The organism is Streptomyces antarcticus, from assembly GCF_026627255.1.
Lineage (GTDB): Bacteria > Actinomycetota > Actinomycetes > Streptomycetales > Streptomycetaceae > Streptomyces > Streptomyces antarcticus.
On the sequence record NZ_JAPNLM010000029.1, the window covers coordinates 63,892 to 89,321 of the forward strand.

Here is a 25,430-nt window from a genome sequence, read left to right on the forward strand (position 1 = left end):
CCGCCAGGCCGCCCCGGCGGATCGGGCCCCGCACGGCACCGCACGGCAAGGCACCGCACCGCACGGCACCGGCCGAGCCTCGGGGGCGGCTCCGCTACCTCCGGAGCAAGGTCACCACCGCCGCACCCCCCAGCCCGATGTTGTGGGCGAGGCCCACCCCCGCTCCCGGCACCTGGCGCGGGCCCGCCTCGCCCCGCAGCTGCCACACCAGCTCCGCCGCCTGCGCGAGCCCCGTCGCCCCCAGCGGGTGCCCCTTCGAGATGAGCCCGCCGGACGGGTTGACCACCCACCGCCCGCCGTACGTCGTCGCCCCGCTCTCCACCAGCTCCCCGGCGGCGCCGTCCCCGCACATGCCCAGCGCCTCGTACGTCAGCAGCTCGTTGATCGAGAAGCAGTCGTGCAGCTCCACCACGTCCACGTCCTCGATCCCGAGCCCCGACGCCTCGTACACCTGCCGCGCCGCCGCGGCGGTCATCGGCTTGCCGACCACGTCGATGCACGAACCCGAGGCGAACGACGCCTCCGTGTCCGTCGTCATCGACTGCGCCACGATCTCGACCGCCTTGTCGTGCAGCCCGTGCCGCACCACGAACCGCTCCGAGACCACCAGCGCCGCCGCCGCGCCGTCCGAGGTCGGCGAGCACTGGAGCTTGGTCAGCGGGTCGTGGATCGGCTTGGCCGCCAGGATGTCCTGCACCGAGTACACGTCCTGGAACTGCGCGTTCGGGTTGTTCGCCGAGTGCCGGTGGTTCTTGGCGCCCACCGCCGCCAGCTGCGCGGCCGTGGTCCCGTACCGCTCCATGTGCTCGCGCGCCGCGTTCCCGAAGATCTGGGCGGTGGGCGGGGACATCTCGAAGCCGTGCCCGGCGGCCATGATTCCGTAGTGCCGGGCCACCGGCGAGGTCTTGAAGTCCCCGCCGTCGGCGCCGCCGCCCAGCGCGCCGCGCTTCATCTTCTCGAAGCCGAGCGCGAGCACGCAGTCGTTGATCCCGCCCTCGACGAACTGCCGCGCCATCATCAGCGCCGTCGAACCGGTCGCGCAGTTGTTGTTGACGTTGTAGACCGGGACCCCGCTCAGCCCCAGTTCGTACGCCGCCCGCTGGCCGGCCGTGGAGGCCTGGAAGCAGTAGCCCACCGGCACCTGTTCCACCAGCCCGTAGTCCACGCCCGCGTCTGCGAGCGCCGCCGACCCGGCCTCCTTCGCCATGTCCCAGTACTGCCAGTCCCTCGACTCCGGCTTCTCGAACTTCGTCATGCCGACGCCCACGATGTACGACTTCATGTCCCTGCTGTCCCTTCAGTCCCTGTGAGCCCGGTCAGTCCCGGGGCAGGCCGAGGATCCGCTCGGCGACGACGTTGAGCTGGACCTGCGTGGTGCCCCCGGCGATGGTCAGGCAGCGGGACATGAGCATCCCGTGCACCGCCCGCTCCCCCGCCCCCTCCCGCACCGCCCCCGCGGGCCCCAGCAGTTCGAGCGCGAGCTCGGCGGTCCGCTGCTGGTGCGGGGTCTGGACGAGCTTGCGTACGGACGCACCCGCGCCCGGCTCCAGCCCCGACACCTGCTGGAGGGTGGTCCGCATCCCGATGCACGCCAGCGCGTGCGCCTCGGCGGCCAGGGCCCCGATCCGGGCCCGGTACGCGCCGTCGAGCGCGTCGGAGCGGGCGATCAGCGCCTCCAGGCCGGTGTCGAAGGTCATCTGGTCGGCCATGTGGACCCGTTCGTTGCCCAGCGTGTTGCGGGCGACCTTCCAGCCGCCGTCGGCCGCGCCGACGAGCGCGTCGGCGGGCAGTGACACGTCGTCGAAGTAGACCTCGTTGAAGAGGGCCTCGCCGGTGAGCTCCTTGAGCGGCCGGACGTCGATGCCGGGGGTGTTCTTCATGTCGACGATGAAGTAGCCGAGGCCGTTGTGCTTGGGCGCGGCCGGGTCGGTCCGGGCGAGGAGGATCCCGAAGTCGGCGCTGTGCGCGGAACTCGTCCACACCTTCTGTCCGTTGACCTTCCAGCCGCCGTCCCCGGTGCGCTCCGCCCTGGTCCTCAGTGAGGCCAGGTCGGAGCCGGCTTCCGGTTCGGAGAACAGCTGGCACCAGGTGGCGTCCCCGCGCAGGGTCGCCGGCAGGTGCGTCCCGATCTGTTCCGGGGTGCCGTAGGCGAGCAGCGAGGGCACGACCCAGGTGGCGATCCCCAGGTCGGCGACCTTGACCCCGGCCGCCCGCAGCTCCTGCTGGACGACGAGCTGCTCGACGGGTCCGGCGCCCAGCCCGTACGGCGGCGGCAGGTACGGCGCCGCGTAGCCGGTGGGGGCCAGGACCCGCCGGGCGGCCGCCGGGTCGAGGCCGCGCGCGTCCTCGACGGCGGCCCGGGCCCGCGACCGGTGCGCCTCGGCCTCCGGCGGGAGTTCCAGGCGCAGCTCGCGCCGGGCACCGGCCGCCGCGAGCCGGGCGGCCCGTACGCGGTGCCCGTCGCCGGGGCCGAGGAGCTGGCGGGCGACGAGGGCCCGGCGCAGGTAGATGTGGGCGTCGTGCTCCCAGGTGAAGCCGATGCCGCCGAGGATCTGGATGCAGTCCTTGGCGCAGGAGTACGCGGCGTCGAGCGCGGTCCCGGCGGCCAGCGCGGCGGTCAGCGACCGTACGTCGGCGCTCTCGTCCGCCGCCCGCGCGGCGTCCCAGGCGAGCGCCCGGGCCTGTTCCAGGCGCACCAGCATGTCGGCGCACAGGTGCTTGACCCCCTGGAACCGCCCGATGGGCCAGCCGAACTGCTCGCGCACTTTGGCGTGCTCGGCGGCGGTGTGCACCGCCCAGGCGGCGGTGCCGCAGGCGTCGGCGGCGAACAGCGTGCACGCCAGGTCCCGTACCAGGGCGGCGTCCAGCTCCAGCAGCCGCCCGGCCGGCACGGTGACCCCGCGCACCCGCACCTCGGCGGTGGGCCGGGTGGGGTCGGCGGCCTCGTGCGTACGGATGTCCAGCGCGGCGGCGTCCACGGCGAACCAGCGGGTGCCGTGCGCGGCCTCCGCCGCGAGCAGCACGAGGTCGGCCTCGCCGGCGCCGAGCACCGGGGGCGCGTCCCCGTCCAGCAGGTGGCCGCCGCCCTCGACGGCTACGGCGGTCAGGCTGCCGGGCCCCAGCGCCACCGCGCCGACCCGGCCGGCGAGCGGCTCGGCCCCGGCCCGGTCCAGCAGTACGGAGGCCAGCGCGCTCGGCAGGTACGCCCCCGGCAGCGCCCCCCGCGCGGCCTCCTCCACCACGACGGCGAGGTCGAGCAGGGTGCCGCCCTCCAGGTGCGGCTCCAGCAGCCCGGACTCGGCCAGCGCGTCCCAGTAGGCGGGCCGCACCCCGGTCCGCGGCGGGCTGTCGAGCAGCTTGCGCACCTCCTCGGGCGGCACGACCCGCGCGACCCAGCCGCGCACGGCTTCGGCCAACTCCCGCTGTTCCTGCGTGATTCCGATGCCCATGCGCGGCAGACTAGAACACGTTCCAATCTGACGGAAGGTCAGATTGGAACGTGTTCTTCGACAGCGGGTCGCATACACGCGCAACCGCCGGGGCGGGGCGACGCCCGCGCCCCGGCCCGAGCAGTGGTGGAAGTGCCCCGGGTACGGCCGGCTCGGCTACCGGCGCGCGGAGGGCGTACCGCTGCGGCCGGTACGGAGCCTGCCGGGCGACGGGGGCGACTGCTTCTTCTGCGGCGACGAGGAGTGCGACGTCGCCGGGAAGCCGTGAATGCTGGACGACGGGGACGTGACTGGACCGGCTGGTCCGCCTCGGATGCGGTACGAGCAACCCCCGCCGCGCCGAACCCCCTCGCGGGCAGCCCGGCCCGGCGGGCTGATCGGGGCCCCGCCGTCAGCGGGGCCGGCACGGAACCCGTCGCCCACGGGCGACCCCGCGTGCACGTGCTCGACGGCGACGAGCCGCCGGTCCGACCCGGCCCCCCAGCGGCTTCGCGGCGACACCGCCGGGGAGTCCTCCAGGGCGGGGACGCGGGTGCTACAGGGCCCTGACGAAGGCGGCGAAGGCGGCGGGGCCGACGGTGAAGGCGGGCCCGCCGGGATTCTTGGAGTCCCGCACGGCGATCCGGCAGGGCTGCGCGGCGACCTCGACGCACTCACCGCCGGTGTCACCGCTGTACGAGGACTTCTGCCAGGCGGCGCCGCCCAGGGGGGCGCACTCGACGCACTGACCGCCGGTGTCGCCGCTGTACGAGGACTTACGCCACCGCACGCCCATCAGTTTCTGGATGGTTTCCATAGCGCTCCTCCATTACGCGGGCGATCAGCGCCGCCGAATCCTCCAAGGACAGGGCGGCGGCCTGCACGTGATCGTAACGGAGCGAACCTTCCCTGAACGCTTGCGGATTGGCCGTCATGTGGCCCTGCACGAAGTCCTCGGTGTAGACGAGATCGGGATCGTCGTCGAACCGCAGCAGGTTGAAGGAACCCATCAACCCGGCGTGGGCGCCAGCCTCGAAGGGCAGGATCTGCACCTTCACCCACTCCCGTTCTCGCTCCGCCAACAGGTGGGAAAGTTGATTCCGCATGACCTCCCGGCCACCGATCTCCTGGTGTAGCACCGCTTCGCTCAGTACCACCCACATCAGTGGCGGGTTTTCGCGGTCCAGGATGCGCTGGCGGTCCATCCGAGCCTCCACTTTCGCGTCGAGTCCCCTTGGAGACCGTCCGCCCAAGAGGGCCCGCGCGTACGCCGGGGTCTGCATCAGCCCGTCCACCAGCTGCGCCTGGAACGAGGAGATGTACGCCGCCCTCGCCTCCATCTCGGCGTACGCCTGAAACCACGTCGGGAGTTGACTCCGCAGCACCAGGCCCACCAGCCGCGAGAACATTCCTCCCGTCCCCAGCGCCGCGTCCACCCGTTCCGAGAAGTCCCGGGTTGGAACCTTGCGAGCCGTCTCGATCTGCCCGATAAGAGAGCCCGTACAGAAGATGATGCTGCCGAGCGCACCCTGTTTGAGTCCGGCACCCTCCCTCAGACGGCGGAGTTCCGAGCCGTAGTAGTCCAGCGGCGAGGCGCTGGGGTCCAGATCACGGATGTTGACCATGAGGCGGTCACCCCCAAGTTCACGCGGTGCGGCGTTCATTTCAGGCCGTAGCCGAGCGTAACCATCCCTCTCCATTCTGGTGACATGAATCACGCAACTGACCTGTTCCCCACAGGCATGGGCGACAGCTACCGCATGGGCTTCACCGTCGGTGAGCACTCGGCCCGGCCGATACGGCGGATCCTGCGGGCGTTCCTGCGCCACTGGGACATGGCCGGGCTGGCCGGGGACGCGGAGCTGGCGCTGTCCGAGCTGGTCGCGAACGTCGTGCGGCACGTGCCGGGGCGGGTCTGCCGGGTGGTGATCCTGCGGCAGCCAGGCGGCCTGCGGGTCGAGGTGTCGGACGCCTGCCCGGACCCGGTTCGCCCCGCTCCCGCGCACACGGGACCGGGGGAACCCGACGAGGGAGGCCGGGGCCTGCTCCTCGTCGAGGCGCTGACCGACCGCTGGGGCTGCCTGCCGCTGCCCGTCGGCAAGACGGTCTGGTTCGAGTGCGACGCCCCGGGCGCCCCGGCCACCTGAGCCACCCCCATCTGAGCCACCCCCACCTCAGGCGCTCCTGTTCGAGCCGCACCCTCTCACCCTCGCCGGTCATGGAGGCACGGGTTCCGGGGTGGCGCCCCGGCGGCAACGCCGCAGCCACCCACGGCCCGCGGCAGCCCTGCCCCTCCCGCCCGGCCCCCGCCATGGACCGCTACCGGGCGGTAGGGCAACATGAGCGCCCAGGCCCGACCACCCCTCACCCCGCCGGAGACGACATGGCCACGCCCAAGCCGGAGACCCTCGCCGCCTTCGAGGCCGCCAAGGGGTTCATGCCCGTACGGGAGGGCCTCGCCCTGTACGAGGCGGCCGTCGGCGCCGCCGCGCTCGGGCTCCCGCTGCTGGAGGTCGGCACGTATTGCGGGCGCTCCACGATCCTGCTCGCCGACGCCGCCCGCGAGGCCGGGGTGGCCGCGATCACCGTCGACCACCACCGCGGCAGCGAGGAGCAGCAGCCCGGCTGGGAGTACCACGACCCGACCGTCGTGGACCCCGAGGTCGGCCTGATGGACACACTGCCCACCTTCCGCCGCACCCTCCACGCGGCCGGCCTGGAGGACCACGTCATCGCGGTCGTCGGCCGCTCCCCGCGGGTCGCCGCGGCCTGGGCCGGTCCGCTCGGGCTGGTCTTCATCGACGGCGGCCACACCGACGAGCACGCCACCGGCGACTACGAGGGCTGGGCCCCGCACGTCGCGGTGGGCGGGACGCTCGTCATCCACGACGTGTTCCCGGACCCGGCGGACGGCGGGCAGGCCCCGTACCGGATCCACCAGCGCGCCCTGGCCTCCGGGGCCTTCGAGGAGACGTCCGTCACGGACTCGCTGCGCGTACTGCGCCGGACCGGCCCCGGCCTGTAGCCGGGCCACCCCGGCACAACCGCCCCGGCACATAAGCACACCGCGCCCCCGGATGGCCCAGGGTCCGTACGGGGGCGGGAGGGCCGGTCTAGCATCGCCGCGTGCGCTACGACGGCAGTTCCCCGACCCCCGAGTCCGGCTCTTCGGTCAGCCCGGACCGTCCCTGGTACGCCCGCCGCTCCACGCTCGTCGTCGCGGCCGCCGCGGTCGCGCCGGCCTGCCTGGCGGGCTGGCTGCTGACCCAGGTGCTGGCCTCCGGCGGAGCCGAGGAGCGGCCCGCCGGGGCGTCCGCGGCGTCCGGCCCGGACGCGAAGCCCGGCGCCCCGGCGACGGGCAGCCCCTCGGCCTCCGCCTCGACGTCCGCGTCCGTCTCCGCCTCCACATCCGCGTCACCCTCCCCGGCGGCCTCCGCGCCCGCTCCGGCCAAGGGGCCGCTGACCGGCCGGACGGTCGTCATCGACCCCGGCCACAACACCGGCAACTTCAAGCACGGCACCGAGATCAACAAGCAGGTGGACATCGGCACCAACCGCAAGGAGTGCGACACCACCGGCACCACCACGAACTCCGGTTACATGGAGGCCGAGTTCACCCTCGACGTCTCGCTGCGTGTCAAGGCCGTCCTGGAGGCCCAGGGCGTCAAGGTCGTCCTCACCCACCAGGCCGACCGCCCCTGGGGCCCCTGCATCGACGAGCGCGCCCGCATCGGCAACGAGGCCGCCGCCGACGCCGTCGTCTCGGTCCACGCGGACGGCGTCTCGGCCGGCAGCCGCGGCTTCCACGTCATCCTCCCGGCCACCGTCAAGGCGGGCGGCGCCGACACCGCGAAGATCGTCGGACCCTCCCGCGAACTCGGCGAGCGGATCGCCGGGAACTTCGCCCGGACCACCGGTTCCGCCCCCGCCAACTACCTCGGCAGCGGAACCGGACTGGTCGTCCGCGACGATCTCGGCGGACTGAACCTGTCAACCCGCCCCAAGGTGTTCATCGAATGCGGCAACATGCGTGACGCCAAGGACGCGGCGCAGCTGACGAGTCCGGAGTGGCGGCAGAAGGCGGCCCAGGGCATCGCGAACGGCATCGTCGGCTTCCTCGGCGGGTAGTCCCCACGGGCGGTCCCTCCGGGACCGCTCGCCGCCCCGATCCCCTCGGACCCCGGTGACCTCCGTACCATGGTGCCGCCCGCCCCGCTCCAGGCACGCTCTGCGACCGCGGCACCACGACACGACCGAGACCGAGAAGGACACCTAAGACGTGAACATCCGCTCCCTCACTCGAGGCGACGGCGTGGTGATCGGAGCAGCGGTGCTGCTGTTCATCGCCTCGTTCCTCGATTTCTACTCCTCCCCCCGCATCGACACCCCGAGCGCGTGGGACACCGACGCCTACCGGCTCGTCCTCCCCAGCGTCTTCCTGATCGGCTTCATCGCGGCCGGCCTGCTCGTCGCCGCCCGCTTCCAGCCGGAGACCCGCAAGGTGCTGGGCCTTCCGCTCGGCGCCTGGGGCACCGTACTCGCGGTGTCGGCGGCCTGGTCCGCGCTGTGGGCGCTGATCACCTGCCCGAGCGGGATCGACCTGGGCGCGGGCGCCGTCATCGCCTTCCTGGCGACGCTGCTCCTCGCCGGCGTTGCCCTGTTCGGCTCGAAGGTCCCGGCGCTCGCCGGCGGCCTGGTGCCGGAGCCGAAGCCGGCCGCGATCCCGCCGTACGGCGGCCAGCCCCAGCCGGGCGCCGGCTACGGCTACCCGGGCGGTCAGCAGCAGCAGCCGTACGGCAGCACCCCGCAGCCCGTCCCGCCCTACGGCGGCTCCCACGAGCCCACCCCGGCCCCGGCCCCCGGCCCGGGTCCGCAGGACGCGTCCCGCGGGGGCCAGCCGGCCCCGGCCCCGGCCGCGGACTTCACGCCGTTCTGGTTCGCGGTCCCGGTGGCCCGGCCCCTCTTCGGCGAGGACGGCTCCCCCGCCCCCATCGCCGAGCTCGCCCCGGGCACCTGGTACCTGGCCGTCGACCAGCGCGGCCCGGCCACGCTGATCGCCCAGACCCAGGACGGCCGCCGCGGCGTCCTGAACGACACGTCGAACATCCAGCGGGGCTGAGCCCCCGCGCCCTCCGCGCCTCGGCCCGTCGGCAACGGCCCCCCGCCCCCTTCCGGGCGGGGGGCCGTTGCCTTACAGTCGCCTGACGCACCGTCAGATTTGGCATCGCGGAGGGGACCGTACATGCGTCTGGGACTCGCACTCGGCTACTGGGGCCGCGGCCCCGCCCCCGACCACCTCGACCTCGCCACCGAGGCGGAGCGCCTGGGCTACGACTCCGTGTGGACCGCCGAGGCCTGGGGCTCGGACGCCTTCACCCCGCTGACCTGGATCGCCGCTCACACCTCACGCATCCGCCTCGGCACGGCCATCGCGCAGATGGCCGCCCGGTCCCCCACCGCCACCGCCATGCACGCGCTCACCCTGGACCACCTCTCCGGCGGCCGCATGATGCTGGGCCTGGGCCTGTCCGGACCGCAGGTCGTCGAGGGCTGGTACGGGCGCCCGTTCCCCGCGAGCCCGCTGACCGCGACCCGCGAGTACGTCGACGTCATCCGCCAGGTCCTGCGCCGCGAGGGCCCGGTCGCCCTGGACGGCCGCTTCCACCAGCACCCGTACCGAGGCGGGGACGGCACCGGCATCGGCAAACCGCTCAAGCCCATCACCCACCCGCTCCGCGCCGACCTGCCAATCCTGCTGGGCGCGGAGGGCCCGAAGAACATCGCCCAGACCACCCGCATCGCGGACGGCTGGCTCCCCCTCTACTGGTCGCCGACCCGCACCGACGTCTACCAGGCCTCCCTCACGGACCTCCCCGACGGTTTCATGATCGCGCCGATGGCCCGCGCCAAGGTCTGCGACGACGTGGCCGAGGGGCTGCTGCCGGTCAAGGCCATGCTCGGCTTCTACATCGGCGGCATGGGCCACGCGGCCCGCAACTTCCACGCCGACCTGATGGCCCGCATGGGCTACGAGGACGAGGCCCGCCACATCCAGGAGCTGTTCCTCGCCGGCCGCAAGGAGGAGGCGGTCCTCGCCGTCCCGGACGCCTTCGCCGACGAGATCTCCCTGATCGGCCCCCGGGAGCGGATCGCCGAACGCCTGGAGCTGTGGCGCAAGGGTCCGGTCACCGACCTGCTCCTGGCGGCCCCGGACCCCCACACCCTGCGCGTCCTGGCCGAACTCAACAGCTAGCCCTCCGTCGCCGCTCGGCCCACCGGGTGGAAGTTGATGCGTTCACGGACGACGGGGAAGCCGGCCCTGGCAAAGTTCGCGGCCATGGGGAAGTTGCCCTGGTCCGTCGCCCCGCTGACGAACTCCGCGCCCTGCCCGACGAGGAGGTGGGTGCACTCGGCGAGGAGGTCGTAGGCGTAGCCGCGACCGCGCTGTTCAGGGACGACTCCGATGAAGCCGATGGTCGGGCCGGAGGGGTTGTGGGCCGGGATGTGGATGCCGGCCAGGTCGCCCTCCGGCGTGTGCGCGGTCTGCCACCACTCCCGTGGGGAGGGGCACCAGTGGAAGAAGTCGAGTTCCTCCTGGGCGGCCTGGTCGGGGCCACCCTCCTCGATGGCCCTGAGCGCGTGGGCGTCCAGGGTGACGGAGTGGATGCGGCGCAACGCGTCGAAGAACACGGTGTCGTCGGGTTCTGTGCTGAAGCGCAGGCGTCCGGGCCGCTCGGGCAGACCTCGCTCGGGGGTCCAGCGGTACAGGAAGCGTTCCACGAGGCGTTCGTACCCCGCGGCTCGTGCGGCGGCGAAGCGCGCCTCGGCGCCGGCGCGCAGGCGGCTCTCCTCCCGCCAGCCGCCGGGCAGGTTGATCTCGAGTTCGACCTGCCAGGGAGCGGAGCGCAGGAGTTCGGCCCCGGCCTCCTCCTCGCCCTCGGCCACGTCGAACCAGTTGATGTTGACGGGCTCCGAGTCGTCGGGGCCGCCCCACCACGCGCCGCGTGCGACGACCTCGCCGTCGCGCAGGGCGACGCGCTTCCAGTCGGGGCGGAACCGGGTACGCCGGTGGCCTTCACGGGCGCCCAGGGGGTCGGGGAGTGCGTCGAAGAGATGGGCGTCGCTCGCGGAGAGCGCGCGGATGACCGGATCGGTCATGGATTCCTCCGGGATAAAGGCTGCTTGGAGCGCTCCCGGTCAGAACTGGCGAACCACGCAGGGAGGGCGGAAAAGGGAGCGCTGGAAAGGTGTGAACCGCACGGCACTCGCCTCCTTCCGTCCATCTCAGGGCGTGGAGCCACACCGTACGAGATCTTCCGCGGGTCCGTCCACGGATTTCCGTCGACGCACGGACCTCCGCACGCCCTGGCCGGTCGCCCGGGTGGACGTGGCCTTCGGTGACGGCACCAAGAAGGGCGCCGACGGGCCGGACCCCGTCCCGCGCCACCGGTTCCCCGCCCCCGCAGCACACCGGAGCCCCGGCCACCGCGACCACGCGGCGGCCGGGGCTCCGGCCGTACGCCCGCGGACCCGGCAAGATCCGAAAGGGACGCCCTAGCTCGGGGACTCGGTCTCGGACCGCGGAATCGCTTCCAGGAGTTCGCTCAGGTCCAGGGCCATGACGGCGATCTCGATGGTCCCGCCGTCCCCGTCCCCGTACGCGCAGGTCACGATCCGCGAGCCGGGGTTGATGGACATCCCCTCCTTCACGGAGGGCGCCCGTACGGCGGTGGCGCGGCCGCCCGGCAGCGGGACGGGGTCGCCCCGCCCGGGGACGCAGCGGGCCGTGCCCTGGTCGGCGTACACCCGGCCCGGGCGCCAGCGGCCCGCCCCGGCCGGGTTCCGCACCATGCAGGGGATCCCGGCCGCCGGTCCGGCGGCCGCCCGGCGCAGGTGCTTGCGGCGGAGCAGCCAGCCGGCCCCGGCCGCCCCGAGGACGACAGCCACGATTTCGATCACGCCCCATTGAAACAGGCCCGACGACGCTCCGCGCAGCCGGAAGGAGCAGCCGGAAGGGGCGGCCGGGACCGCCGGCCGCCCGACTCCCGATCGCGGGGCCGCCGGCTAGCCGCCGAGCTGGGAGACGCTGGGGACCTTGTCGGTCACCGTGGCTCCCGCGCTCTTGCCCGCTTCCTTGACGCCGTTGATGACGTCCTGGAAGGCGCCGACGTCGGCGTCGCCCGACTGGCCCTTGCGGAGCTTGGTGCCGAGGCCCTTGAGGGACTCGATGCCCGCCGTCAGCGGGACCATGGCCTTGGACAGCAGCGGGTCGCCCTTGGCGTTCTCGCCCGCGGCCTTGAGCCTGTTGTAGGCGAAGGCACCGGCGAGACCGGCCTTGACCAGCGCGAACGTACGTCCCTTCGTGCCCTTCTTGAACTTGCCCGCCTGGTACGGCTTGATGATCCACTGGTACGTCGCCCCGGCCGCGAGCCCGGCGTTGGCCACGAACCGCGTCTTGGCGAACTTCTGCTTCTCGGCGCTCGTACTGGGCGACGGCGTCACGGCGGCGGCCTCGTCGGCCTCGTTCGCGGCCGGCACGGCCGCGGCGAGGGCCGCCAGTTCGGCGGCCGAGGCCATCGAGACGCTCTCGCCCTGGGCCCTGCTCTCACCGCCGCCGCCGCACGCGGTGGCACCGGCCAACAACGACGTGGACAGGACCACGGCGGCGAGGGATCGACGGAATCGGACGGTTGTGGGTACGGACACGATTGCCTCCGGGGACTGAGGTGTCTTCCGCAGCCTCGCCCGGGATGTCCTGATCCGCCCTCCAGGACGGCCCGTTCGGGTGCACGTTCGTCTTTACGGCACGTTTACGACACGCCCGGGCGGCAACACGGGCTGTATGACATCACACACGCGGACGCGTACCCGGGGAAGCAGTCAGGCAGGCCGTGCCGTCGCACTGGTGGCGGACGTGCTCGCCTTCGTGATCGGCCTCTGGATCCTGCTGTACCTGCTGGAGGCCAACCAGGCGAACGGCCTCGTCGACTTCATCCACGACGCCGCCTCCTGGCTGGCCGGATGGTCCTACGACCTGTTCACCTTCAGCCGCGAATGGGTCCAGGTCGTCGTCGGCTACGGCGTCGCGGCCGTGGCCTATCTCCTCATAGGCCACGCCGTCGCCGGCTGGCTCTACCGCCGCTGACGCCCCGCTGATGACACCCTGCCGCTGACACCCCAGCCGGTCCGGTCCGGTCCGACGCCGGCGTCGGCGTCGGCGTCGGCGGCGTCCGGTCAGCCGCAGCAGTCGGGCTCCAGCCCGGTCGGGAGCGAGGCCCCGCCGAACACCTCGGTGGTGGCCTCGTCCCCGCCCAGCGCCGCGACGGCGAGCAGCAGGGACCCGGCGGTCCAGGTCGTCTGCTCCACCGGCCAGACCGCCCCGTCCTGGAACACGTAACCCGTCCAGTACATGCCGTTGTCGGCGCGCAGGTGCGTGATCGACCTCAGGACCTCCAGCGCCCGGTCGGACTGCCCCGTCGCCCACAGCGCGAGCGCCAGCTCGCAGGACTCCCCGCCCGTGACCCACGGGTTCGGCAGGACGCAGCGCACGCCCAGACCGGGGACCACGAACTCGTCCCAGCGCTCCGCGAGGCGCTCCGCCGCCTCGGCGCCGGTCAGGGCGCCGCCCAGGACCGGGTAGTACCAGTCCATCGAGTAGCGGTTCTTGTCGAGGAACCGCTCCGGGTGGCGCCGGACGGCGTGGCGCAGGGCGCCCGCCGCAAGCTCCCAGTCGGGCTGCGGCTCCTCGCGGTGCTCGGCGATGGCCAGGGCGCAGCGCAGCGCCTGGTGGATGGAGGAGGAGCCGGTCAGCAGGGCGTCGGTGACGGGCGTGCCGTCGGCCTCCCGCTTCCAGCCGATCTCCCCGCCGGGCTGCTGGAGGGCCAGCACCCACTCCACGGCCGCGCGGACGGCCGGCCACATGCGGTCCAGGAAGGCGTCGTCGCCGGTGGACAGGTAGTGGTGCCAGACGCCGACGGCTATGTACGCGGTGAAGTTGCTCTCCCGGCCCGCGTCCTGCGGCTCGGCGGTGTCCACCCCGTCGGGCCGGTCGGCGTAGGCCGCGTACCAGGAGCCGTCCCGGTTCTGGTGGCGGACCAGCCAGGCGTACGCCCGCCCGGCGGCCTCGTGCTCGCCGGCCGCGTCCAGGGCCATCGCGGCCTCGGTGTGGTCCCACGGGTCGAGGTGGTGGCCGAGGAACCACGGGATGGCGCCGTCCGGCCGTTGCGCGGCGAGGATGCCGGCGACGGTCAGCGCGGCCTCTTCGGCGGTCAGTACGCCGTCCAGGACCAGGTGTTCCGGTTCGGTGCGCCCGGGTGAGGTCACTGGGCGGCGCCGACGGGGAGGTGCGGCTTGGTCGCGTACGCCACGAAGGACTTGCCGATGACCGGGTTGAGGGCCTGCTCGGCGAGGCGGGTGGCGAGGGGCTTCTTCATGATGTCCCAGACCAGGAGCTTGTGGTACGCCTTGACGGGCAGCGCCTGGTCGTTGTCGACGCCGAAGGCGCACTTGAGCCACCAGTACGGGGAGTGCAGCCCGTGGGCGTGGTGCGTGCCGTACGGCTTGAGGCCGGCGGCCTCCATCTTGCCGAGCAGCTCGTCGGCCTTGTAGATGCGGATGTGGCCGCCCTCGACCTCGTGGTAGGCGTCGGAGAGCGTCCAGCAGATCTTCTCCGGGCCGTAGCGCGGGACGGTGATGGCGATGCGGCCACCGGGCTTGAGGACGCGGACCATCTCGGCGAGCACGCCCTTGTCGTCGGGGATGTGCTCCATCACCTCGGAGATGATGACGACGTCGAAGGAGTCGTCGGGGAAGGGCAGCGCGAGCGCGTCGCCCTCCATGGCGGTGGCAGTGGCGCCGGCCGGGGCCTCACCGGCCTCCTTCATGGCGGCGAACCACTTGGCGACCTCGCGGATCTCCTCGCCGTTGCGGTCGACGGCGACCACCTGGGCGCCTCTCCGGTAGCACTCGAAGGCGTGCCGGCCTGCGCCACAGCCCAGATCGAGTACGCGGTCGCCTGCGGCGAGCGGGAACCGGGAGAAATCGACGGTCAGCACGGGGTCCTGCCTTCGCGGTCGCGGGAGTGGAGGGGGTGGGGGTGGGGCGTGGATCGGGGGGACCGGGGAGACCGGGGGGACCGCGCGGAGCGGAAGGTCACCGGGTACCGGGGGTACGGGCGACGGCCGCCGCCGCGATGGCGGCGCGGTAGTGCGCGGCGGTGCCCTCGGCGGCCTTGGCCCAGGTGAAGCGGGTCAGGACCCGCTCGCGCCCGGCGGCGCCGAGTCTCGCGCGCAGCTCGGGGTCGCCGAGCATCCGGCCCAGCGCGGCGGCCAGGGCGCCCGCGTCGCCGGGCGGTACGGCGAGGCAGGTCTCGCCGTCGGTGCCGGCGACCTCGGGGATCGCGCCGCCGGTGGTGGCGACGAGCGGGGTGCCGGTGGCCATGGCCTCGGCGGCCGGCAGCGAGAAGCCCTCGTACAGGGAGGGGACGCAGGCGATCTGGGCGCTGCGGACGAGGTCGACGAGCTCGGCGTCGGTGATGCCCTTGACGAAGCGCACGGCGTCCTGGAGCCCGTACGTCTCGATGGCGCGGGCGACCGGCCCCTTCTCGGCACGCTTGCCGACGACGACGAGGTGCGCGGCGGGCTGCTCGGTGCGCAGCTTGGCGAGCGCCTCGACGAGGTGGACGAGGCCCTTGAGCGGGACGTCGGCGCTGGAGGTGGTGACGATGCGGCCGGGGACCTCGGCGACGGACGCGTCGGGCGACCAGAGGCCGGTGTCGGCGCCGATGTGGACGACGTGGATGCGCTCGTCCCGGACGCCGAGGTGCTGGGCGATCTCCTGCTTGGAGGAGCCGGAGACGGTCAGTACGGAGGGCAGGCGGCGGGCGACCCGGCCCTGCATGCGGGTGAAGCCGTACCAGCGGCGCACGGAGGCGCGCTTGCGGCGGTCCTTGGCGGCGTCGAGGTCCAACTGCCGGTCGACGGTGATGGGGTGGTGGATGGTGGTGACAAGGGGCGCGCCGAGGTCGCCCAGCAGGCCGTAGCCGAGGGTCTGGTTGTCGTGGACGACGTCGAACTCGCCCGCGCGGGCGGCGAGGTGGCGCCGGGCCCGGAGCGAGAACGTCAGCGGCTCGGGGAAGCCGCCGGTCCACATGGTGGCGACCTCGACGGCGTCGATCCAGTCCCGGTACTCGTCGCGCCCCGGGGTCCGGAAGGGGTCGGGGTGCCGGTAGAGGTCCAGGCTCGGCAGCTCGGTGAGCGTGGCGCCCGTGTCGAGGACCGGGTAGGGCTGCGCGCCGATGACCTCGACGGAGTGTCCCAGGCGTACGAGCTCGCGCGAGAGGTGACGGACGTAGACGCCCTGCCCGCCGCAGAACGGGTTCCCCTTATAGGTGAGCAGTGCGATGCGCATCGGACGGTCGCCGTCAGTGGCGGAACCCGCGAAAGGGGTTGTCACCATGGCCTCAGCGGTCACTCTCGGCCCCCATCTCCCTGCACTTTCGCCGGAGCGTAACCGCTCGGATAATGTAGAACAAGTTTCAGACTTGATCCGTCGAAGACCATTGAATCTACCGGCCGGAAACTACACCGTAAGAGGCGGAGCAGGTGATTCGCGCCACGACTCCGGCGCCTGGCATGCTGGCCCCGGATCAGCCCGGAACCTGCCCCCCATCTGCCCCCATCTGCCCCCCGCACACGACACGGAACGCCATGGAACGGGACACATGACAGCGGAAGCGAAGGGCGTCACCACGCCGGCGTCCCCGCCCCTGACGGAGCGCCAGGAGGCGCGCCGCCGCCGGATCCTGCACGCCAGCGCCCAACTGGCCAGCCGGGGCGGTTTCGACGCGGTGCAGATGCGCGAGGTCGCGGAGTCGTCCAGCGTCGCGCTCGGCACGCTCTACCGCTACTTCCCGTCCAAGGTGCACCTGCTCGTCGCCACCATGCAGGACCAGCTCCAGCACATGCACGCCACCCTGCGCAAACGCCCGCCGGCGGGCGACGACCCGGCGGCCCGGGTCGCGGAGACGCTGATGCGCGCCTTCCGCGCCCTCCAGCGGGAACCGCACCTGGCCGACGCGATGGTGCGGGCGCTGACGTTCGCGGACCGCAGCGTGAGCCCCGAGGTGGACACGGTGTCCCGGCTGACGACGGCGATCATCCTGGACGCGATGGGGCTGGAGGCCCCGCCGACGGCGGAACAGCTCTCGGCGGTCCGCGTCATCGAGCACACCTGGCACTCGGCGCTGATCACCTGGCTGTCAGGCCGCGCCTCGATAGCCCAGGTCAAGATCGACATCGAGACGGTCTGCCGCCTGATCGACCTGACGTCCCCGGAAAAGGCCTGATCCTGCCGGTGCCCGCCCCCTCCGTCGCCTTGGATGACGTGGTGGCCGTCAGGACGACGGGCTCCCGCTCCCGGCGTTCCTCACCACGGTTTCCGAGAGCGCGTCCAGGCACTCGACGGTGCGCTGAGTCGCGATCAGCGACAGCCGGCCGTCAGCACCCGGGGCGACATGGGCGACCTCCATCTCCCAATCCGCCCTGGTCATTCCGAGAGTCCGGGTCCCGTTCTGCTCGTACCAGCCCCCGCTGGCGGGAGTCCAGCCCCGGCGGGCCAGGTCGTCCGCCAGGGCGTCGACGGTCTCGGCCGTGGCATCCACGCGGCTGTCCCAGGCCGCGATGCACTCGCCCGTGGCGGCACGCATGTCCCGCTGGTGCGGCAGGTCGAGCTGCGGCGCCGAGCTCAGTCCGGCCCGCTCGGCCACCTCCGACAGTTCGGCGGCCACCGCCGACCGCGCCGGCTCCGCCTCGGCGCCCAGGGTGGCGCCCGCGGCGGCCGGGCCGGGGTCACAGGCCGTCAGCAGGGCGGCCGCCGCAGCCGCCGCGGCCCCTGCCCATGTCCTCGCGCGCATGTGGCCCCCGCCTCCGGCGACGTCGCCGGAGGCGGGTCCGCCGGTGATCGTCGCAGGAGTGTGCCACAGGCCCCGGACCGGGTCTGAACGGGGTATAGAGGCGGCCTAGTCCTCCGGCGGGAAGACCGGTTCGCCCGTGGCGGCCAGGGTGATCAGGATGGCTTCGACCGGGCAGCCCTCCGCCGCCGTGAGGACCGGTTCGTTCGCGTCCGTCTGCGGCGTGCGCGGGTGCGACTGGCGCGCCGTGTCGAGGGCGAAGCCGTCCGGGGCGTGGTTGACGCACATCCCCGAGCCGATGCAGACCCCGCGGTCCACCTCGACCTGCCAGCGGTCGCCCATCAGGCCCCCGCCTCGGCAGCACCCGCCGCATAGCCCGCGGGCAGGTGGATCATCTTGTGCTCCAGGTACTCGGCGAGCCCCTCCGGGCCGAACTCCCGCCCCAGGCCGCTGTTCTTGTAGCCGCCGAAGGGGCCCAGCATGTCGAGGCTGAAGGTGTTGACGTTGAAGGTGCCGGTGCGGACCTGCCGGGCGAAGTCGATGCCGTGCTCGACGTCCCCCGTCCAGACGCTCCCGCTCAGGCCGAACTCCGAGTCGTTGGCGATGCGCACCGCCTCCGCCTCGTCCCCGTACGGAATCAGGCAGACGACCGGCCCGAAGATCTCCTCCCGCGCGATCCGCATGGAGTTGTCGACGTCGCCGAAGAGGGTGGGCTCCACGTACCAGCCGCGCTCCTGGTCCGCCGGGCGGCCGCCGCCGGTGAGGATCTTCGCGCCCTCCTCCTGGCCGATGCGGATGTAGTCCAGGGAGCGCTGCTGCTGCCGCCGGGCCACCAGCGGGCCGAGCTGGGTGGCCGGGTCGAGGGGGTCGCCGACGACGAGGGCGCCCGCAGCGGCCGCGAGGGCCTCGGCCACCTCCCCGTACCGGCCGCGCGGTGCGAGGACGCGGGTCTGGGCCACGCAGGCCTGGCCGTTGTTCATCCAGGCTGCGGGCACGATCCCGGCGACGGCGGCCGCCACGTCGGCGTCCGGCAGGACGACGGCGGCGGACTTGCCGCCGAGTTCGAGGGTGACGCGGGTGAGGTTGCGGGCGGCGACCTCCATCACGCGCCGGCCGGCGGCGACCGAGCCGGTGAAGGCCACCTTGTCGACGCCGGGGTGCCCGACCAGGTACTCGCTGACCTCCCGGTCGGCGGGCAGGATCGACAGCACGCCCTCCGGCACCCCGGCCTCGCGTGCGATGTCGGCGAGGATGTAGGAGTCGAGGGGGGCCTCCGGGGAGGGCTTGAGGATGACGGCGCAGCCGCTGAGCAGCGCGGGGCCGAGCTTGGCCGCCGCCACGAACTGCGGCACGTTCCACGGGATGACGGCCGCGACGACCCCCACGGGCTCGCGGCGCACCAGGATCGGCCCGAGGGCGCCCTGGCGGTGCTCCTCGTACGGGTAGGCGCGCGCCACGGTGATCGCGGCGTCGTAGACCATCATCGGGCCGAGTGCCTGGGCCAGGACGCTCCAGGAGTACGGGGAGCCGTTCTGGGAGCTGATCGAGCGGGCGATCTCCTCGTGCCGGACGGCGATGGCGTCCTTGATCCGGGAGACGACCTCGATCCGCTCCTCCAGGCTCATCCGCGGCCAGGGCCCGGAGTCGAAGGCCTTGCGCGCCGCCGCGACCGCGCGGTCGACGTCCGCCTCCGAGGCGTGCGGGACGGAGCCGATGACCTGCTCGGTGTGGGGGGAGACGACCTGGATCGTCCCGGTGCCCAGTGGATCCGTCCACTCCCCGCCGATGAACAGCTGTCCGTGTTCCACGAGCTCCGTCATGGCTGATGCCTCCTGCGGCTTGGCGTTCCCGAACTGATACCAGTTCTAGTTCCAGGAGTCCACGGACAGGACAGAACGGCGGAGAAGATCCAACGACTAGTCAGACGCGCCCGGAGATGGTCGACTTGGGCGACTACTGCAACAAGTTCTCGTTCGCCGTCGGGTGTACGGACAGGTGCACCGACAGGTCACAGACAAGGGGCCCTCATGCCGGAGGACACGTCGCACACCACCCCGCAGGCACCGCCACGGGCGACGCCGGAAGCACCGCCGCAGGCGGCCCCGCACCCCGCCCCGCCTGCGGCCCCGACGGCGGCCCCGCAGGTCACCGACCACGGCGGGGGCGTCTGGGCCGTCAAGGTCCCCATCCCCGACAACCCGCTCGGGCACACCCTCGTCCACGTCCTCGACACCGACCGCGGCCCGGTCCTCATCGACACCGGCTGGGACGACCCCGACTCCTGGGACGCCCTCGCCGGCGGCCTCGCCGCCCTCGGCACCTCCGTCTCCGACGTCCACGGCGTCGTCATCACCCACCACCACCCCGACCACCACGGTCTGTCCGGCCAGGTCAGGGAGGCCTCCGGGGCCTGGATCGCCATGCACGCCGCCGACACCGAAGTCGTCGTCCGCACCCGCGCCTCCGAGCCCGGCGTCTGGTTCGACTACATGAGCGAGAAGCTCGCCGCCGCCGGAGCCCCCGAGGAACACGTCGCCCCGCTCCGCGCCGCCCGCGCGAGCGGCCGCATGCGGACCCTGCCCGGACTGCGGGCCGCCGTCCCCGACCGGGAGATCGTCCCCACCGAGCTGCTCCCCCTCGCCGGCCGCCGGCTGCGGGCCATCTGGACCCCCGGCCACACCCCGGGCCACGTCTGCCTCCACCTGGAGGAGGAGCACCCCGCCCGGCTCCCCGGCAACGGCCGCCTCTTCTCCGGGGACCACCTGCTGCCCGGCATCTCGCCCCACATCGGCCTGTACGAGGCCCCCGACGAGCACGGCGTGACCCGCGTCACCGACCCCCTCGGCGACTACCTCGACTCCCTCGAACGCATCGGCCGGCTGCGCCCCGCCGAGGTCCTCCCGGCCCACCAGCACGCCTTCACCGACGCCCCCGCCCGCGTACGGGAGCTGCTGGACCACCACGAGGAGCGGCTGACCGGGCTGTGGGAGCTGCTCGCCGAGCCGCTGACACCGTGGGCGCTGGCGGAGCGGATGGAGTGGAACCGGCCCTGGGAGCAGATCCCGTACGGCTCCCGGAACATCGCCGTCTCGGAAGCGGAGGCGCACCTGCGGCGCCTGGTGAAGCAGGGCCGCGCGGAGGCGGTCCCGGGCAGCGACCCGGTGGCGTACCGGGCGCTGTGAGCCGTACGGGCACCCCCGCGGCCGCGGCCCGGTAAGGGGTGCGGCAGGCCGGCGCCCCGGGCACGGGAGCTACGGGCCGGTACAGTGGGCAGGTCGTCCACACTTCCGTACGGGGGGAAGCCGGTGCGATTCCGGCGCTGACCCGCAACCGTGACCCGCCCCGGCTCCCACCGGGACGGGGAGCCGGAATGCCCCGTAGCGGAGTGCGCGGCTCGTGCCGCCGGGCCCCCCGGCGGCCGGCACCGTCGAGGTATACGGAGCCGGAGCCCGGTGCCTGCGCGTGCCTGCCTCCCGCTCCCCAGCACGAGAGGCACCCGCCCCATGACCGTCCGCCGCAGCGCCGCCGCGCTCGCCGCCTCCGCCGTGCTCTGCGTGGGCGCCGCCCCCGCAGCCCTCGCCGACACCGCGCCGCCCGCCTCCCCGTCCGCGCCTCCGGTGATCCCCTCCGGCCTGTACGGCAAGAGCGACCCCACGTACGACGGCGTGTGGCGGCAGTCCTTCGCGCTGCTCGCCCAGCACACGGTGGGCGTCAAGCCCGCCCCGCAGGCCGTCGACTGGCTGGTCGGCCAGAGTTGCGCCAACGGCGCCTTCGCCTCCTTCCGCGCCGACACGGCCGCGGCGTGCGACGACAAGACGATGTACGACACCAACGCCGCCGCCGCGGCCGTGCAGGCGCTGAAGGCCCTCGGCGGCCAGGACGCCGCGGTCGCGAAGACCGTGGGCTGGCTGAAGTCGGTGCAGAACGAGGACGGCGGCTGGGCGTACGTCCCGGGCTCCCCGAGCGAGGCCAACTCCACCGCCCTGGTGATCAGCGCGCTCGCGGTGGCCGGCGAGAAGCCGGCCGAGGTCCGCTCAAAGGCGGGCAAGACGGCGTACGAGGGCCTGTTCCCCTTCCAGCTCGGCTGCGCCGCCGAACCGGCCGCCGACCGGGGCGCGTTCGCGTACCAGCCGGTCGACGGCAAGCTCCTCGCCAACCCCGACGCGACGGCCGCCGCGACGCTCGCCGGCCTCGGCAGGGGCGCGGCCGTACCCCGGTCGGCCACGGACACCCCGGCGGCCCCGCTGGTCTGCCCGGCGGCCGCCGCCGACCCGGCGGCCGCCGCCCAGGGCGCGGCCGGCTACCTCGCGGAAGCCCTGAAGAAGGACGGCCACCTGACGGCCCTGACCCCGGGCGCGGACCAGCCGACCGCCGACACCGGCAACACCGCCGACGCGGTGATCGCCCTGGCCGCGGCCGGACACGAGCAGTCGGCGGCGGGCGCACTGGAGTGGCTCAAGAGCAACTCGGCGGCGTGGGCGAAGGACAGCCCGGCGGCCCTCGGCACGCTGATCCTGGCCGCGCACGCCACGGGCACGGACCCGAAGTCCTTCGGCGGCGCCGACCTCGTCGCCCAGCTGAACGCGACGGGCCCGGCCCCGATGGGCGCGGACACCGGCGCCACGAAGGTGGACAGCGGCAAGGACGGCGACTCGGGCGGCGACAACCTCTGGTGGATCATCGGTGCGGGCGCCGCGGCCGGCATGGGTATCGGCATCCTGCTGAGCGGCCGCCGGAAGAAGAACCAGCTCTGATGCGCCGCCGTCCGCCGCCGCACCCGACCGGCCCGGAGGGGCACCGCTCCCGGGGGCCCGTCCCGGGCCGGCCCGCCGGCAGGCGCGGTCCGGCCGCCCGGGTCCTGGCCTTCGCCCTGGCCCTCGGTACGGTCCTCTCCCTCCTGGCCGCCGGCCCGGCGCTGGCGGCGGGCTACCGCTACTGGTCCTTCTGGGACGGCGCGGGCGGGCCGTGGGCGTACGCCACCCAGGGCCCCTCGCTGGCCCGCCCGGCGGACGGCTCCGTACAGGGCTTCCGCTTCGCGGTGAGCAAGGACGCCGCGGACCAGGCGGCCCGGCCGCGGTCCCCGGCCGACTTCGCGGCGGTCTGCGGGAGCACCGACCCGGTCGCGGGCCGCAAGCGCGTGGCCCTGGTCGTCGACTTCGGCGTCCCCGCGGACGCCCCGGCGGGCGACGCCCCGCCGCAGGACGCGCCGCGCACGGCCTGCGCCCAGGTGGCCCCGGACGCCACCACGGCCGAGGCCCTCGCGGCGGTAGCCAAACCGCTGCGCTACAACAGCGCGGCGCTGCTGTGCGCGATCTCCGGCTACCCGAAGCAGGGCTGCGGCGAGCCGATGGCGGACGCCCCGGCGGCCACCGGCTCCCCCTCCGCGGCGCCCTCGTCCACGACGTCCTCGTCCACGGCGTCCCCGGGCGGCGGCCCCTCGGCGGGCCTGCTGGCGGGCATCGCCGCGGTGGCGGCCCTGGCCGCGGCCGGCGTCTGGCAGTCCCGCCGCCGCAACCGATGACCCCGCCCACCCCCAGCCCGGACCGGGCCCCCGGCTCGCGGGGCAACCCGGCGGTCGCGGCGCGGTCCGCGCACCCCGCCCCCGACGACACCCACCCCGCCCCGCCCGGCCCTGCGCAGTCCGACGCGGCACAGCCCGGCGCGGCGCGAGCTGCCGCAGGACAGCCCGACGCGGCACAGCCCGGCGCGGGGCAGCCCGACGCGGCACGAGCTGACGCGGGTCGGGCCCGTTCCGGCGGCGGCCCCGCGGCCGGGGCGGAGCCGGGCGCGGCCCAGGCCGGTCCGGACGGACCGGGTGGACCGGGTGGACCGGGTGGACCGGGTGGACCGGGTGGACCGGGTGGACCGGGTGGACCGGCCGGCCCGCCCGCCGGAGCGCCGGACCGTCCCCGCCCCCACGCCGGCTCCGGCCCCCGCCCCGCCCGGCCGGACAACGGGTCCGCGCGCGGGGTTCCGTACAGTCGGCGCGGCGGTGGCGCCCGGCCGCAGGGCGGCCCCGCGCGGGGGGTCCCGTACGAGCACCCGCGCCGCAGGCCCTGGCAGCCGCCGCGGGCGACCCGCGGCAACGCCCTGCACGCGGGTGCGTGGTGGCTCTGGGCACTCGGCCTGGCCACCGCCGCCTCCCGCACCACCAACCCCCTCCTCCTCGGCCTGATCGTCGGCGTGGCCGGCTACGTCGTCGCGGCCCGCCGCACCGCCGCGCCCTGGGCCCGCTCCTACGGGGCGTTCCTCAAGCTCGGCCTGTTCGTCATCGGCCTGCGCCTCCTCTTCTCCATGCTGCTCGGCTCCCCCATCCCCGGCTCGCACACCCTGTTCACCCTCCCCGAGGTCCCGCTGCCCGCGTGGGCGCAGGGCATCCGGTTCGGCGGCAGGGTCACCGCCGAGCAGCTGGTCTTCGCGTTCTACGACGGGGCCAAGCTCGCCACCCTCCTCGTCTGCGTGGGCGCCGCGAACGCCCTCGCCAACCCGGCCCGACTGCTGAAGTCCCTCCCGGCCGCCCTGTACGAGGCCGGGGTCGCCGTAGTCGTCGCCATGACCTTCGCGCCGAACATGGTGGCCGACGTCGTCCGGCTGCGGACCGCCCGACGGCTGCGCGGCCGCCCCACCGGCGGGGTCAAGGCCGTCCTGCAGATCGGCCTGCCGGTGCTGGAGGGGGCCTTGGAGCGTTCCGTCGCCACCGCTGCCTCGATGGACGCCCGCGGCTACGGCCGCACCGCCGACGTCCCGTCCGCCGTCCGGCACACCACCAACGTCCTCACCCTCGGCGGCCTGCTCGGCATGTGCGCGGGCACATACGGGCTGCTGGCCGCGCAGGGGGCGGCGTACGGGCTCCCCGTACTCGGCATCGGCCTGGTCCTCGCCCTCGGGGGCCTGCGGCTCGGCGGCCGCCGGTCGGTGCGCACCCGCTACCGCCCCGACCGCTGGGGCGCGCGCGCCTGGCTGGTCGCCGGGTCGGGGGCGGCCGTGGCGGCCCTCCTCGTCTACGCGGGCACCCTCGACCCGGAGGGCCTGCACCCCGGTGTGGTCCCGCTGGTCGCCCCCACCCTGCCGGTCTGGCCTGCGGCCGCGGTCCTGATTGGCCTGCTGCCCGCCTTCGTGGCACCCGTACCGCCCAAGGAGTCTTCGCAGTGATCCGCTTCGAACAGGTGTCGGTCACCTACGAGGGAGCGGACGCCCCCTCCCTCCGCGGCGTCGACCTGGAGGTCCCGGAGGGCGAGCTGACGCTCCTCGTGGGGCCGTCGGGCGTCGGCAAGTCCACCCTGCTGGGCACGGTCTCCGGGCTGGTCCCGCACTTCACGGGCGGGAGGCTGAGCGGCCGGGTGACGGTCGCGGGCCGCGACACGCGCACGCACAGGCCGCGCGAGCTGGCGGACGTGGTGGGCACGGTCGGGCAGGACCCCCTGGCCCACTTCGTGACGGACGTGGTGGAGGACGAGCTCGCGTACGGGATGGAGTCCCTGGGCCTGGCGCCCGCGGTCATGCGGCGCCGGGTGGAGGAGACCCTCGACCTCCTCGGCCTGAACGAGCTGCGCGACCGGCCCATCGCCACCCTCTCGGGCGGCCAGCAGCAGCGGGTGGCGATCGGCTCGGTACTGACCCCGCACCCGAAGGTCCTGGTGCTGGACGAGCCGACGTCCGCGCTGGACCCGGCGGCCGCGGAGGAGGTCCTGGCCGTGCTCCAGCGACTGGTGCACGACCTCGGCACCACCGTGCTGATGGCGGAGCACCGGCTGGAGCGGGTGGTGCAGTACGCCGACCGGGTACTGCTCCTGCCCGCCCCGGGGGCGCCCCCCGTCCTCGGCACCCCGGCCGGGATCATGGCCGTCTCGCCCGTCCACCCGCCGGTGGTCTCCCTGGGCCGCCTGGCGGGCTGGTCCCCGCTCCCCCTGTCGGTCCGCGACGCCCGCCGCCTGGCCACCCCCCTCCGCACCCGCCTCACCCCTACCCCGGACGGGCACCACCCCCCACGCCGACCGCCCAGCCCTCCCAACAAACAGCAACCGGCACATCCAGCCCCGCCCCACACCACGCAACACCCCACCCCCACCCGACCCACCCCTTCCGGCGAACGG

Annotated in this window: 25 protein-coding genes, 1 pseudogene and 1 riboswitch; of the genes and pseudogenes, 13 read left to right on the plus strand and 13 right to left on the minus strand. The window is 74.1% G+C overall.

The features are described from left to right. Positions 1-94: 94 nt before the first annotated feature. Both OTB16_RS32365 and OTB16_RS32370 read right to left on the minus strand, forming a co-directional pair. Positions 95-1,282 (minus strand): lipid-transfer protein, encoded by a 1,188-nt coding sequence (locus OTB16_RS32365; RefSeq protein ID WP_267725356.1) that lies wholly within the window; start codon positions 1,280-1,282, stop codon positions 95-97. A gap of 34 nt (positions 1,283-1,316) precedes the next feature. After that, positions 1,317-3,449, minus strand: a complete 2,133-nt coding sequence (locus tag OTB16_RS32370) for an acyl-CoA dehydrogenase family protein (protein ID WP_267725358.1) — start codon at positions 3,447-3,449, stop codon at positions 1,317-1,319. A 43-nt stretch (positions 3,450-3,492) separates the two neighbouring features. Between OTB16_RS32370 and OTB16_RS32375 the strand changes: the two genes are divergently transcribed. Beyond that, the gene (locus OTB16_RS32375) at positions 3,493-3,717 is read left to right on the plus strand and encodes a hypothetical protein (RefSeq protein WP_267725374.1); all 225 of its coding nucleotides are present in this window, start codon (positions 3,493-3,495) and stop codon (positions 3,715-3,717) included. Positions 3,718-3,984: 267 nt separating this feature from the next. Here the strand turns inward: OTB16_RS32375 and OTB16_RS32380 are convergent, their stop codons facing one another. Next, positions 3,985-4,245 (minus strand): DUF397 domain-containing protein, encoded by a 261-nt coding sequence (locus OTB16_RS32380; protein WP_267725376.1) that lies wholly within the window; start codon positions 4,243-4,245, stop codon positions 3,985-3,987. Beyond that, on the minus strand, positions 4,205-5,053 hold the full coding sequence (locus OTB16_RS32385; protein WP_267725378.1) for a helix-turn-helix domain-containing protein: 849 nt from the start codon (positions 5,051-5,053) through the stop codon (positions 4,205-4,207). Before OTB16_RS32385 ends, OTB16_RS32380 begins: the two co-directional genes overlap by 41 nt. A gap of 84 nt (positions 5,054-5,137) precedes the next feature. Between OTB16_RS32385 and OTB16_RS32390 the strand changes: the two genes are divergently transcribed. The 5 genes from OTB16_RS32390 (at position 5,138) to OTB16_RS32410 (ending at position 9,681) form a co-directional block, all read left to right on the plus strand. Continuing rightward, complete coding sequence (locus tag OTB16_RS32390) at positions 5,138-5,575, plus strand: ATP-binding protein (protein ID WP_267725380.1); 438 nt, start codon at positions 5,138-5,140, stop codon at positions 5,573-5,575. A 236-nt stretch (positions 5,576-5,811) separates the two neighbouring features. Next, positions 5,812-6,453: a class I SAM-dependent methyltransferase gene (locus OTB16_RS32395; protein ID WP_267725381.1), complete on the plus strand. Its 642-nt coding sequence runs from the start codon at positions 5,812-5,814 to the stop codon at positions 6,451-6,453. A gap of 101 nt (positions 6,454-6,554) precedes the next feature. Further along, complete coding sequence (locus OTB16_RS32400) at positions 6,555-7,556, plus strand: N-acetylmuramoyl-L-alanine amidase (RefSeq protein ID WP_267725383.1); 1,002 nt, start codon at positions 6,555-6,557, stop codon at positions 7,554-7,556. A 151-nt stretch (positions 7,557-7,707) separates the two neighbouring features. Next, positions 7,708-8,547, plus strand: a complete 840-nt coding sequence (locus tag OTB16_RS32405) for a DUF5336 domain-containing protein (RefSeq protein ID WP_267725385.1) — start codon at positions 7,708-7,710, stop codon at positions 8,545-8,547. Positions 8,548-8,670: 123 nt separating this feature from the next. Beyond that, the gene (locus tag OTB16_RS32410; protein WP_267725387.1) at positions 8,671-9,681 is read left to right on the plus strand and encodes an LLM class F420-dependent oxidoreductase; all 1,011 of its coding nucleotides are present in this window, start codon (positions 8,671-8,673) and stop codon (positions 9,679-9,681) included. Here the strand turns inward: OTB16_RS32410 and OTB16_RS32415 are convergent. The 3 genes from OTB16_RS32415 to OTB16_RS32425 form a co-directional block, all read right to left on the minus strand. Next, complete coding sequence (locus OTB16_RS32415) at positions 9,678-10,586, minus strand: GNAT family N-acetyltransferase (RefSeq protein ID WP_267725388.1); 909 nt, start codon at positions 10,584-10,586, stop codon at positions 9,678-9,680. The two genes, OTB16_RS32410 and OTB16_RS32415, sit on opposite strands and share 4 nt — an antisense overlap. A gap of 396 nt (positions 10,587-10,982) precedes the next feature. Continuing rightward, positions 10,983-11,387, minus strand: coding sequence for a hypothetical protein (locus OTB16_RS32420; RefSeq protein WP_267725390.1), 405 nt, complete (start codon positions 11,385-11,387; stop codon positions 10,983-10,985). Between the two features lie 105 nt (positions 11,388-11,492). Beyond that, a complete protein-coding gene (locus tag OTB16_RS32425; protein WP_267725392.1) occupies positions 11,493-12,134 on the minus strand; it encodes a hypothetical protein in 642 nt (213 codons plus the stop codon). Positions 12,135-12,270: 136 nt separating this feature from the next. Here OTB16_RS32425 and OTB16_RS32430 point away from each other — a divergent pair, with 136 nt between their 5' ends. After that, complete coding sequence (locus tag OTB16_RS32430; RefSeq protein WP_267725394.1) at positions 12,271-12,573, plus strand: hypothetical protein; 303 nt, start codon at positions 12,271-12,273, stop codon at positions 12,571-12,573. An 89-nt stretch (positions 12,574-12,662) separates the two neighbouring features. Here the strand turns inward: OTB16_RS32430 and OTB16_RS32435 are convergent, their stop codons facing one another. From OTB16_RS32435 to OTB16_RS32445, 3 genes are all read right to left on the minus strand, one after another. After that, entirely contained in the window at positions 12,663-13,751 is a 1,089-nt protein-coding gene (locus OTB16_RS32435; RefSeq protein ID WP_267725398.1) for a prenyltransferase/squalene oxidase repeat-containing protein, read from the minus strand. Beyond that, positions 13,748-14,482, minus strand: a complete 735-nt coding sequence (locus OTB16_RS32440; RefSeq protein ID WP_267725400.1) for a class I SAM-dependent methyltransferase — start codon at positions 14,480-14,482, stop codon at positions 13,748-13,750. The genes OTB16_RS32435 and OTB16_RS32440 overlap by 4 nt, the downstream gene beginning before the upstream one ends. A 97-nt stretch (positions 14,483-14,579) precedes the next feature. Continuing rightward, on the minus strand, positions 14,580-15,899 hold the full coding sequence (locus tag OTB16_RS32445; RefSeq protein ID WP_267725402.1) for a glycosyltransferase family 4 protein: 1,320 nt from the start codon (positions 15,897-15,899) through the stop codon (positions 14,580-14,582). 250 nt (positions 15,900-16,149) lie between these two features. Between OTB16_RS32445 and OTB16_RS32450 the strand changes: the two genes are divergently transcribed. After that, the gene (locus OTB16_RS32450; RefSeq protein WP_267725404.1) at positions 16,150-16,773 is read left to right on the plus strand and encodes a TetR family transcriptional regulator; all 624 of its coding nucleotides are present in this window, start codon (positions 16,150-16,152) and stop codon (positions 16,771-16,773) included. 48 nt (positions 16,774-16,821) lie between these two features. Here OTB16_RS32450 and OTB16_RS32455 read toward each other — a convergent pair whose 3' ends face one another. From OTB16_RS32455 to OTB16_RS32465, 3 genes are all read right to left on the minus strand, one after another. Beyond that, positions 16,822-17,340 (minus strand): hypothetical protein, encoded by a 519-nt coding sequence (locus OTB16_RS32455; protein WP_267725406.1) that lies wholly within the window; start codon positions 17,338-17,340, stop codon positions 16,822-16,824. 105 nt (positions 17,341-17,445) lie between these two features. Then, a complete protein-coding gene (locus OTB16_RS32460) occupies positions 17,446-17,679 on the minus strand; it encodes a ferredoxin (RefSeq protein WP_267725408.1) in 234 nt (77 codons plus the stop codon). Then, the gene (locus OTB16_RS32465; RefSeq protein ID WP_267725410.1) at positions 17,679-19,157 is read right to left on the minus strand and encodes an aldehyde dehydrogenase; all 1,479 of its coding nucleotides are present in this window, start codon (positions 19,155-19,157) and stop codon (positions 17,679-17,681) included. The genes OTB16_RS32460 and OTB16_RS32465 overlap by 1 nt, the downstream gene beginning before the upstream one ends. A 207-nt stretch (positions 19,158-19,364) precedes the next feature. On the opposite strand from OTB16_RS32465, the gene OTB16_RS32470 reads away from it, so the two are divergent. From OTB16_RS32470 to OTB16_RS32490, 5 genes and pseudogenes are all read left to right on the plus strand, one after another. Continuing rightward, positions 19,365-20,519 carry an MBL fold metallo-hydrolase gene (locus tag OTB16_RS32470; RefSeq protein WP_267725413.1) on the plus strand — a complete coding sequence of 385 codons (1,155 nt, stop codon included), beginning with the start codon at positions 19,365-19,367 and terminating at the stop codon, positions 20,517-20,519. A gap of 77 nt (positions 20,520-20,596) precedes the next feature. Then, a riboswitch (cobalamin riboswitch) is annotated at positions 20,597-20,696 on the plus strand. A 144-nt stretch (positions 20,697-20,840) separates the two neighbouring features. After that, positions 20,841-22,091: a prenyltransferase/squalene oxidase repeat-containing protein gene (locus OTB16_RS32475; protein ID WP_267725415.1), complete on the plus strand. Its 1,251-nt coding sequence runs from the start codon at positions 20,841-20,843 to the stop codon at positions 22,089-22,091. Next, a complete protein-coding gene (locus OTB16_RS32480; protein ID WP_267725417.1) occupies positions 22,091-22,858 on the plus strand; it encodes an SCO2322 family protein in 768 nt (255 codons plus the stop codon). Before OTB16_RS32475 ends, OTB16_RS32480 begins: the two co-directional genes overlap by 1 nt. A gap of 545 nt (positions 22,859-23,403) precedes the next feature. Then, positions 23,404-24,489 (plus strand): annotated as a pseudogene (locus OTB16_RS32485) (energy-coupling factor transporter transmembrane component T); the annotation flags it as partial. Continuing rightward, on the plus strand, positions 24,486-25,430 hold a 945-nt coding region (locus OTB16_RS32490; protein WP_267725419.1), incomplete at its 3' end, for an ABC transporter ATP-binding protein. The pseudogene OTB16_RS32485 and the gene OTB16_RS32490, both read left to right, overlap by 4 nt.

Excerpts from the sequence above, each read along its gene's own strand:
- OTB16_RS32365 (WP_267725356.1), bottom strand. The coding sequence starts at position 1,282 with ATGAAGTCGTACATCGTGGGCGTCGGCATGACGAAGTTCGAGAAGCCG.
- OTB16_RS32370 (WP_267725358.1), bottom strand. The coding sequence starts at position 3,449 with ATGGGCATCGGAATCACGCAGGAACAGCGGGAGTTGGCCGAAGCCGTG.
- OTB16_RS32380 (WP_267725376.1), bottom strand. The coding sequence starts at position 4,245 with ATGGAAACCATCCAGAAACTGATGGGCGTGCGGTGGCGTAAGTCCTCG.
- OTB16_RS32385 (WP_267725378.1), bottom strand. The coding sequence starts at position 5,053 with ATGGTCAACATCCGTGATCTGGACCCCAGCGCCTCGCCGCTGGACTAC.
- OTB16_RS32390 (WP_267725380.1), top strand. The coding sequence starts at position 5,138 with ATGAATCACGCAACTGACCTGTTCCCCACAGGCATGGGCGACAGCTAC.
- OTB16_RS32395 (WP_267725381.1), top strand. The coding sequence starts at position 5,812 with ATGGCCACGCCCAAGCCGGAGACCCTCGCCGCCTTCGAGGCCGCCAAG.
- OTB16_RS32410 (WP_267725387.1), top strand. The coding sequence starts at position 8,671 with ATGCGTCTGGGACTCGCACTCGGCTACTGGGGCCGCGGCCCCGCCCCC.
- OTB16_RS32415 (WP_267725388.1), bottom strand. The coding sequence starts at position 10,586 with ATGACCGATCCGGTCATCCGCGCGCTCTCCGCGAGCGACGCCCATCTC.
- OTB16_RS32430 (WP_267725394.1), top strand. The coding sequence starts at position 12,271 with ATGACATCACACACGCGGACGCGTACCCGGGGAAGCAGTCAGGCAGGC.
- OTB16_RS32450 (WP_267725404.1), top strand. The coding sequence starts at position 16,150 with ATGACAGCGGAAGCGAAGGGCGTCACCACGCCGGCGTCCCCGCCCCTG.
- OTB16_RS32455 (WP_267725406.1), bottom strand. The coding sequence starts at position 17,340 with ATGCGCGCGAGGACATGGGCAGGGGCCGCGGCGGCTGCGGCGGCCGCC.
- OTB16_RS32460 (WP_267725408.1), bottom strand. The coding sequence starts at position 17,679 with ATGGGCGACCGCTGGCAGGTCGAGGTGGACCGCGGGGTCTGCATCGGC.
- OTB16_RS32465 (WP_267725410.1), bottom strand. The coding sequence starts at position 19,157 with ATGACGGAGCTCGTGGAACACGGACAGCTGTTCATCGGCGGGGAGTGG.
- OTB16_RS32470 (WP_267725413.1), top strand. The coding sequence starts at position 19,365 with ATGCCGGAGGACACGTCGCACACCACCCCGCAGGCACCGCCACGGGCG.
- OTB16_RS32475 (WP_267725415.1), top strand. The coding sequence starts at position 20,841 with ATGACCGTCCGCCGCAGCGCCGCCGCGCTCGCCGCCTCCGCCGTGCTC.
- OTB16_RS32480 (WP_267725417.1), top strand. The coding sequence starts at position 22,091 with ATGCGCCGCCGTCCGCCGCCGCACCCGACCGGCCCGGAGGGGCACCGC.